This window comes from Sphingobacterium sp. UBA6645, from assembly GCF_002455685.1.
Lineage (GTDB): Bacteria > Bacteroidota > Bacteroidia > Sphingobacteriales > Sphingobacteriaceae > Sphingobacterium > Sphingobacterium hotanense.
The window spans coordinates 1-5560 of record NZ_DKLH01000007.1 but is presented as its reverse complement, the minus strand read 5'-3'; the positions used below and the strand labels follow the sequence as shown (position 1 = coordinate 5560).

General features: G+C 41.5%; 3 protein-coding genes. 1 reads left to right on the top strand and 2 read right to left on the bottom strand.

What is annotated here, in order from left to right:
• Positions 1-303: 303 nt before the first annotated feature.
• Together B2400_RS01080 and B2400_RS01075 are read right to left on the bottom strand one after the other, a co-directional pair.
• Positions 304-3459: a PVC-type heme-binding CxxCH protein gene (locus B2400_RS01080; protein ID WP_293930240.1), complete on the bottom strand. Its 3156-nt coding sequence runs from the start codon at positions 3457-3459 to the stop codon at positions 304-306.
• Positions 3460-3687: 228 nt separating this feature from the next.
• Complete coding sequence (locus tag B2400_RS01075) at positions 3688-3939, bottom strand: hypothetical protein (RefSeq protein WP_286651531.1); 252 nt, start codon at positions 3937-3939, stop codon at positions 3688-3690.
• A gap of 275 nt (positions 3940-4214) precedes the next feature.
• Between B2400_RS01075 and B2400_RS01070 the strand changes: the two genes are divergently transcribed.
• Complete coding sequence (locus B2400_RS01070) at positions 4215-4850, top strand: helix-turn-helix transcriptional regulator (protein ID WP_149525685.1); 636 nt, start codon at positions 4215-4217, stop codon at positions 4848-4850.
• Positions 4851-5560 lie beyond the last annotated feature (710 nt).

The window sequence follows — 5560 nt, the reverse complement described above, 5'->3', positions numbered from 1 at the left end:
CATGGCAATAAATTAAATCCAATTTTATTCATTCCTTCGATTTATCGGTTTAAAAATTCTTAAGAAAAAAGCTCGCAACTCTTTGTTGATTAGTCTTTTCACTCAATTCGACAGTTATTCCTCCCCATTATGGGGAGGTTGGGAGAAACTGTCTTGGTTATAATATATGAAACTAAATAGCTTAATACTCGCTGTTAAAATTAAACGATGATGATTTCCAACGCTTTCATGATGTTCAAGGGAGACGTGTTAAAGCCTATATAAAAACACTCTCCCTATTCCATCAAATTATTCTAACCCAAATTAATCTTTCTCTAACGGATGGGACTTCAATAACTCCTCTGGAGAATAGAAACCCTTTTTGTCCTGCACTGCAGCACGAATTGCTTTTACCTTCTCTGGTGAAATAACTCCTGCTTTATTTCCAAAAGTATTTCGCACATAAGTTAATACATCCGCTACTTCTTGATCATTCAGCATAGCACCAAACGGAGTCATCGGAACCTGACCTGGATATTTCTTGCCGTTCACCTCAATCGGTCCAAGCAAGCCATGCAGTGTCAACTTGATTATGCGATCTTCACTCCCTGTTACCCACTCACTTGCATTTAATGGCGGGAAACCAGAGGCTTCCAAACCTTTACCGTTTGGCTGATGACAGGTAATACAGAACCCTTCTTTTGCATAAATTACTGCTCCTCGTTTAAACTGTTCAAGATCCTTACCCTTCAAAGTTGTCCGTAGACTTCCACCTTCAGACTTCGGCTTAACAGATTTATTATTCAAATGCGCAAATGAGGTATTGTAGGCAGGCTTATTCCACTTGTCCAAACTCGTAGTATCTATCGCATTCATGAGCTCCAATCCTGTCGCCGGATTCAACCATGATGCCGCAGCAATCAATTCCAGCTTTACTCTTCCGTTCTCATCCTTCGCCGCTTTCATAAATAGCTCTTTATAATTCTTGATCTTATCGGTATTATATCGCAAAGCATGAACCGCAGCCGCACGCGCATGGTAGTCTGATGAATTTAACAACGTTTCCAACAACTCCGCATCAATTTTATTCGCACCCCAGGTTACCCACATGGCTTCTGTAAGATGATGAAGATACTTCGGATCCCTTTTATCTAATTTCTTTACCCAAGCGAGCGTTTCCTTAACTACAGCTGCATCGTCGCGCATACGTAATTCTGAACGACTTCTGTATCTCGTCCTATATTCAGGTAATTTCAAGTTTTCTAATAATTCAGCAATACTAGCCCCATCTACCTTGGCAGGTTTTACTAAAGGTCTGGATGGGTAAGTAACCCGATAAATACGACCATGCACATGATCGCGTAGTGGGTCCCGCGCATTATGCTGCATATGCCCAATCAATATATTATGCCAATCGACCACATATAACGAGCCGTCGGGCGCAAATTCTGAATCAACCGGACGGAAGTTTTTATCGTCCGACCAAAATAGATCTTGACGATGTTGCGACTTGAAACCTGTACCATCATCCACTAAGCTATGTTGCATGGCACCCAAGAAACCAATTGTATTGTTGATCAAGTAATCTCCTTGCACCTCATCCGGAAAATGACGCGATGAAACGATCTCCAAGCCAGAGGTCGGGCGAACGCGATGGAGGGTATCGACCAAGCTGAACGATTTATCATTAGCCTCGCCATATCGAGGTTTCATACTCCCTGGCAGCATCCAACGCACATCAGGACCTGAGGTCTCGGAATAGATCATCTGCCCCCAATCGTCGGTTGCTATTCCCCATGGATTTGGAATGGAAACTTGAGCAACACGCTCTAAGCGTTTGTTCTGGGGTGAGTATCGAAAGAATCCTCCATTGGTTGCCCGTACAGGTCCGTAAGAAGTCTCGACATTCGTATGTAAGAATACGCCCTCGGCCATGTAGATAGCGCCTGAGGGATCCATCGTGTACACCGAGTGTGCATGATGGGTATCATGATCGTCAAAGCCACTTAAGATAACTTCCTTTTTATCAGCTTTACCATCGCCGTCTGTATCCTTTAACAAGACCATATTTTTCCCTTGCGAGACATATACGCCCTCTTTTGTAAATTCGAAACCGATAGGAAGGTGCAATTTATCGGCAAATACCGTTTGTTTATCTGCTTTCCCATCACCGTTCGTATCCTCAAGAATGATAATCTTGTCATTAGGCTTGCCATCGCCGGCTTTCCAATGCGGATAGCTCGGCATCGTTGCAACCCAGAGCCTACCTTTCGCATCGAATGAGATTTGAACCGGATTAGCCAACTCGGGAAATTCTTTCTCCGAAGCAAATAAGTCGATTTTATAGCCCGGCGCTACATGGAACTTTGCTAAAGCATCCTCCCCATACAGGTATTTCGCTTCTCCCTTCTCCCCAGCGTCGTAATTCGTAATCACTTCTGGCAGTTTTAACGTATTCCTGTCCATAGCCGCTAGGTCTACCGATTCACCCTTTGCTGCTTTCCAAATCGCTGTATCGCGAATCTCCCCCATTTGGCGTAGCTTCTTGATCTCAAATGGATAGTTATCCGGACCGAATGGATTGAAGCGACGTCCATAGGCATGCACACCATTCGGTATTTTAAAGTCCTGATGCCAGATCCAGTCCTTCTCTAAGACTGCTTCTTTAATTTTGTCCTTATGTGCAGACGCAGGCCCCTCTCCTTTGCCAAAAATGCCCGTTACTAAGTAATCAGCGAATTTGGCATATCCATCAGCAGAAAGCTGCGAACCATCGATCGTAAGTGGTTCGGAAGTGTTGTTGTACCAGTTTTTACTTACTGAAAAAACGTCTAAGAATGGTACATTCTTTTCTTTGGCAATGGCAGCCATCGCATCGGCATACATTTTAATGTTTGCATTCGTTGCCTCGCCGTTAGGTAAATCATATTTATCCGAAAGATCCTCGAAAGCGATTGGAGACACTAAAACCAGTGTTATTCCCTTCCCGCCATTGTAATCTTGTTTTTTGGTATGGTCAATAAAAGCGGCGATTTCACCCTTAAAGTTGTCCAGGCCCTCAGCACCTTTAAATGACTCATTATAACCGAAAAAACCAATAATTACGTCCGGCTTTAACGTTTGCAGCCAAGCATCCTCTGTGGGGAAGTGGCCTTCGCTACCTGTATTGATATCGTATTCTGGATTGAAGGCTTCTGCCCCGTCAAATGCCCAAGGTGAATTGCGCGAAGGGTGAGGCCGGAAGCCCGCCGTATTTCCGGGATTACAGATGTTGCGGATATACAATAAACTATCCGGGAAACGCGTATGCAGCTCTGTATCAAAATCACCATACTCCATCATGCGCGAGCCCAAATTATTGCCAATAAGAACAACACGAGCGCCCTTATGAATCTTGACAGGCTCCATGGATGGCTTTTTAGAACAGCCATAAAGCAGCAATAGCACAACAAAAACAAGGAATGGTAATCTAAGATTCATATAAATAAGTAGTATGTATTAGGTTTATGCCCTGAGCCAATAGGCTATACAGATTCAGGTGATAACCAAATATAAACTTCCCATTTGATAATGGTATCCTGTACTATCCTGATTACTTACTTTTTAAAAAAAACAAAAACAGAAAGCACCATCAGAACCAAAAAAAAATGATTGCCTATAGGCTAACGCCTCAGACAATCATTTATATGAACTAGAAAAAAATGCAGTCTATGCTCCTAAAGCTGTAGAAATAGAGTTTGAGCTAATGAAAGCGACGCGATGCCCCAACTCCAGCAATTTGGCTTGGATGGCATCCTCTACTCGGTCTAGCGATTTGATGCGCATAATAAATTGCTTATCATCCAAATCGAAAGAATGCAATTGTATATGCGGAATCGTAAGCGCCAATGTTTTAATAAGCTCTTCTCTGGCCAGCATGGTCTTTAAAGGTGCTCTGAATGTTAATATGTAGTGTTCCATAATAAATTTGGTAGGGCTGTTAATGTATTACTATCGCAAAGCGAATACGTACCGCCTTATCGATAGTCAAATTTAGAAAAGCTTTCTATTAAAACAAGTAATCAATTGTTTTATTATTGTCATGATTTACAGACAATGTAAATAGGCAACGCTTTAAAAAGCTGCTCTAAAGGCTATTTGTTAAAATATTTCATTAATATTATTTTAACAAAGTGTATAGCTAAGCGGAATAGTTATCTTTGTAAACTTGATTAAACCAAGAAAAACATTGGATAATGAAAAAGAAGAGTAGTTCGGAACAGTTGCTGATGTTGCTGAAGATGCGCTGCGAACTGGATGCCGCAACAGTAGCAAAGGAATTAGCGATGACGAAAGAAGGCGCGCGACAACATTTGCTTAAATTGGAAGAAGACGGATTGGTGAAAAAGGAATGTAAAAGCGTAGGTGTCGGACGTCCTTTTAGCTTTTATTCATTGACCGATGCCGGATTAGCAAAATTTCCCGATACACATGCCGATGTAACTGTACAACTGCTAGATTCGGTACGTAACATTCTAGGCGAAAATGCTTTAGAACTTTTGATCAGCGACCGCGAAAAACAAACTTACGAACGCTACGAGAATGAGTTGAAATCAGCAAAGTCCCTGGAAGACAAGCTGGAGCGATTAAGCAAAATTCGATCTCAAGAAGGCTACATCGCAGAATGGACGAAAGAATCGAGCGATTATTATTTCATAGAAAACCACTGCCCTATCTGTGCCGCTGCACGCGCCTGCCAGCGCTTCTGTCGTGCTGAACTCCAGAATTTCCAAAAACTGTTCGGCAAACAATTCAAAGTCGAACGAACGCAACACATCCTAGCCGATGAAAACCGCTGCGTCTATAAGATTGAGAAGCTCGAAGAAAAATAAAACCCCAGCATTATTTTATTTTAGTTAAAAGCGCACTTCGGGTTGCTTAGTGGCAGTAATGTAGCTAAGTGATTCGAGATAGGTCCTTTTATCTCCTTATTCAAACCCAAATCTTAGCCCTTTCAAAAGGGTTCTGATTTGGGTTTGTATTGGGTTTCCATTGGGTTTGAAAGGGAAGTGAGTTAAGGTAGTTAGTTGACTTTTGTGTTTGAACCAGGAAAAAAAGGGTAGTTTGTTTTGAACCAAGATAAAAAGGATGTCAGGATTGTCAGGATCGGGTATGGCGTTGGGCATTTGATTTTAGCTAGGACAGGAAAAAAGGGTAGTTTGTCTGAACCAGGAAAGGAAGGATAAAAGGATTGGCAGGATCAGGTATAGTGTCGGGTATTTGTTTTGAACCAGGAAAAAAAGGGTAGTTTGTCTTGAACCAGGAAAAAAAGGATAAAAAGATGAACAGGATCCTGCTAATCCTTGTATCCTTTTTTTCCTGGTTCAGAACAAACACTATTCTAATTCGAAACATACAATCAAAAGAAAGGCGCTTTATCGGCTTCCCAGATCTTATTACTAACTACTAAATACTAATGCGAATTAAGGGTTGAAATATATTGGAAAAATCTTCTTAAAATGAGGGTCGAAAACTTGTATAAAATCCTGATTATCAGTATATTTATGATGTTCCTTACGCGTTATAAAACAACATGATCAAT